At 46.3% G+C, this 3793-nt stretch carries 2 protein-coding genes; both read left to right on the forward strand.

Going from position 1 to position 3793, the window contains the following annotated elements; genetic code table 11:
- The first annotated feature begins 1158 nt into the window (after positions 1-1158).
- Positions 1159-2445: an LbtU family siderophore porin gene (locus tag JW883_14330; GenBank protein ID MBN1843445.1), complete on the forward strand. Its 1287-nt coding sequence runs from the start codon at positions 1159-1161 to the stop codon at positions 2443-2445.
- A gap of 314 nt (positions 2446-2759) precedes the next feature.
- On the forward strand, positions 2760-3793 hold a 1034-nt coding region (locus JW883_14335), incomplete at its 3' end, for an ATP-binding protein (GenBank protein ID MBN1843446.1).

Here is a 3793-nt window from a genome sequence, read left to right on the forward strand (position 1 = left end):
GCTGAACCGTTGCTATTGGTCCAGTGAAAACAATCTTAGCGAGCGTAGCGTTAGGAGCATTCAGCACCATGGGAATCCAGGCTAGTATATCATCTACTAACACTCATTACCTCAATCTGTTTACGGCCTGGGCCGAAGGGGCAACTCTCCGCGCTGTCACGAGCGTTTAATAAGGAGTATCAACAGCAGACTTGTCAAGCAGAAAATCCTTCGGATTGTGCTCTTTCACCGAAATTTGGCCAAGCAGTTTCACAAATGTCCGAATTTCAGTTCAGCCTTCTATAGGGAATATCAGCTGAGGTTATGGATCCCTATAAGGTCTGCGACATCCGCGTTGGCGCCCTGATTCTCAAAGAAAACGGATGTGCGGCGCCTCGGGATATGAACTCCCGAACCGCCGACTGCAATTTTAATTGATTATCAGTTATGTCACTAACTAACACTGGTCATCCGAGACAAAAACTGCGACAGAATACCTGTCCCCACAAAACTACGCAATATGCATGCCGAGGAAGTATTCTTGCTTGACAAAAGGATTGTAGTGTTGTAATTGAGAGCTTATTACAATAGTCTTCCTTAATTTCCATGCTGAGGCGCCTTTTTTGTTTTTTCTTGACAGCAATCTTGAAACCATGTTAATCGGTCACACAAAATCGGTAACTGAAGTTTCCGCAACCAGACTTAGTTTTCATAAGAGCCAAGCCACGAAGGCCTGTTGTTTTGCAGACGCAATGGATCCTCGTGGCTTTTTTTTGTGGAAGGGAGGTGAAATACGAGGCTTTCTTGTACTTCAGAGATCGTCAAATAGTTGAGTCGTTGAGTTGAAAAATAAGCATGTCACATCAGTATATTAAACTTTTAATTATATTAAGCATCCAATTTTTATGCAAACCAGCCGACTTCGCCATGCCGACTTCGCCAAAGTAGCCGCAGGCTACGACGGCTGAAAGTAGCGCAGCTACGATGGCTGAATATAAATTCCAATAATGATAAGCACTTAACCATTCGACGCTGCTCATGGCCGTGAGTCCCTCGACAGGCTCGGGACCGTGAGCCTGTCGAACGGCCTGTCGAACGGCCTGTCGAACGGCTAATCAACTACTCAACGACTCAACAAGGTCTGTACTTCAAACAACTTGATCATAAAGGAGGAATAGCATGAAGAAACAAGGTTGGATTGTCTTTGTGGGGACTTTCGTTTTGGGATTGTTCATGTTCGCTACCAACGCACAAGCCTTGAGTGCGGAGACGGAAGTATTGTTGAAGCTTCTTGAAAAAAAGGGGGTTATCACCAAGGGTGAGGCCGCGGCCCTGCGGCAAGAGGTGGAGGCCGCAGCGGCGCCAGCGGCCGATAAAGAGGCTCTTAAGGCTGAAATCAAGGAAGAACTCAGAGAAGAATTGAAGGCTGAAGGGGGGCCTTTGGCTGGCATACAGGACAATATAACCATCAGCGGGGCGGTGGAGGCGGATTACCAGTATAAGGATCACCGCGACATTAGCGACAAGAATAGTGATGGCGCCTCGGATCTATTCATTTCAACTGTAGAGATCGGTGTCGAAGCGGCTATCAATGACTGGACGACGGCCAGTGTGGTGTTCATTGCTGAGGACATTTGGAAAGAAGGAGGAAATGAGGACGCCACAGCTCTGTTTGACCAAGCCTTTGTCACTTTTCAAAATGAGGAAAAACTCCCCTTTTATGCGATCATTGGCAAAACCGACTTGCCATTTGGTAACTTCTTCACCCATACGGTCAGCGACACTGAAACATATAATGCCTATTTGATCAACGGGCCGGCTGCTACGTTTGGGTTTGCGCGTCCGGAATTGTTTGGCTTGGACGTTTCTTTCACCATATACGAAGGGGAGAAACTGATCAAAGCCTTGCACACGGCCGGCATAGGCTGGGCAAGAGATCACTCTGAAGATCACGATGGCGATGATACGATAAATTATACTGAAACAGATGATGTACAATCTTATGTCGCCCGCCTGTCAGTGGAGCCTATGGAAGGGTTAATGCTTGGCGTTGCCTTTGATTCAGAGCCGGGTGATAGCAACGAGCGAAATGAGACTTTTAACGCATTTGGTGAACTGTCCATGGCAGGCTTTACCCTGGATGCAGAGTACTTTGATGCCACCAAGCGTGAAAAACACTTCACCGATAACAAGGCATACGAAGAAAAGGCATTCGTCGTTGGTCTTGCCTACCAGGTGATGGATCCGTTCGAGGTCGCGGCCCGCTACGAAGACTACGATATCGGCCATGATACGGATACAGACGGAGATCTCGATTATGTTCTGGCCCTTGGCGCAAACTACGAATTGCTCAAGGACGTCACGCTCATGGGCGAATACCGGAGGCTTTCGTATGAAACGGAGGCAAGTACTACATACGAGGACACGGTCAATGAGTTCAATTTGAGGGTGGCGGTAGGTTTTTAACCAACTGATGGTGACCTTCTAGCTTAGAGTCAAACGTGTAACCAAAAGACCCCGAATGGCTTGGCCATTCGGGGTCTTTTTTCGCTATTAAATCGCAAAGCGATTTCCTGCACCGCGACTACATCGCTTCAGACCGGAAGCTCCGAAACCTGCTCCAGGCTGAAATTGAGGACTGGGGTCGGTAAGGGTGCGGATGCCGAGACGGGTGCCTTTTAATGAGCGCTCCCCTTAAATACAGATTGACATTACGTAAATAAGGTAATATATTTACCTCAAATATGAGTCGGCAATAACGAAAATCGTGGGGAAAAGGCATGGAGAACCCGTTTCGGTTTTCAGGAGTCGTTGAAGAACCAGCTTTCTGTGACAGGATCAAAGAGCAGAAAGAAATAAGACGATATATAGAGAGCTCTCAAAACGTGTTACTGTACTCCCACAGGCGCTACGGTAAAAGCTCGCTCATTTTGAAAATATTCAGGGAACTAAAAAGTGTAACGCCTGTTTACATCGATCTCTACGGGACGACGCATGTCAGAGAATTTATCATATCATTTCTAAAAGGGATAAGCTCTTTAGAATCACAGATGAACCGTCTTATGAAGATGCTCCGTGAAGGGATACGGAGTATTGGGTTACATTTCAGTATGGACCCGATTACCGGGATGCCCACGGCGTCGCCGGTTTTTAACACGGCTATGCAGGATAAAACCATTGATGAACTATTCGCAATGATAGAAACCCTTTCCAAAAAGAAAAAACTAGTCGTTGCCTTCGACGAGTTCCAGGAAGTTGCCGCTTATGGTGGGGATGCCTTTGAAAAGAACCTTAGAAAGTCCATACAAAAACACGACAGGATCTCCTATATATTCGCTGGAAGCCAAAGGCATCTGATCACGGAGATGTTCAATGACAGGAAACGTGCCTTTTATATGCTGGCCACAAGTTTTCCATTGGGTAAAATCGAAACGGTTGATTATACAGAGTGGGTTAAAGGGTTATACCGAAAGGCCAAGAGGAGCATTGAAAATTCATCCATTGAGGATGTGGTGGCGTTGTGTGAAAATCACCCCATGTATGTCCAGGAGTTTTTCTTCAATCTGTGGAGGGAAAAGGAATTGTCCTTTGAACACCTTGATAGGGTAGAACGCGACATGGTGGAAAAGCGAATACCGGAATATTCTTACGTATGGGATCCATTAACTTTAAACCAGAAAAGGGCACTGAAACTCATAGCGCGTACAGCAGGGAAAAATATCTTTGCCGCTGAGAACCTGGACAAATTTGGTTTTAGAACGGCTTCACAAGTAACCGCTGCATTAGCGAGCATAGAAAAAATAGGAATTTTAGA

It is taken from the genome of Deltaproteobacteria bacterium (assembly GCA_016930875.1).
GTDB lineage: Bacteria > Desulfobacterota > Desulfobacteria > Desulfobacterales.

Bases quoted from the DNA above. Each gene is read 5' to 3' on its own strand.
- JW883_14330 (MBN1843445.1), top strand. From the start codon at position 1,159: ATGAAGAAACAAGGTTGGATTGTCTTTGTGGGGACTTTCGTTTTGGGA.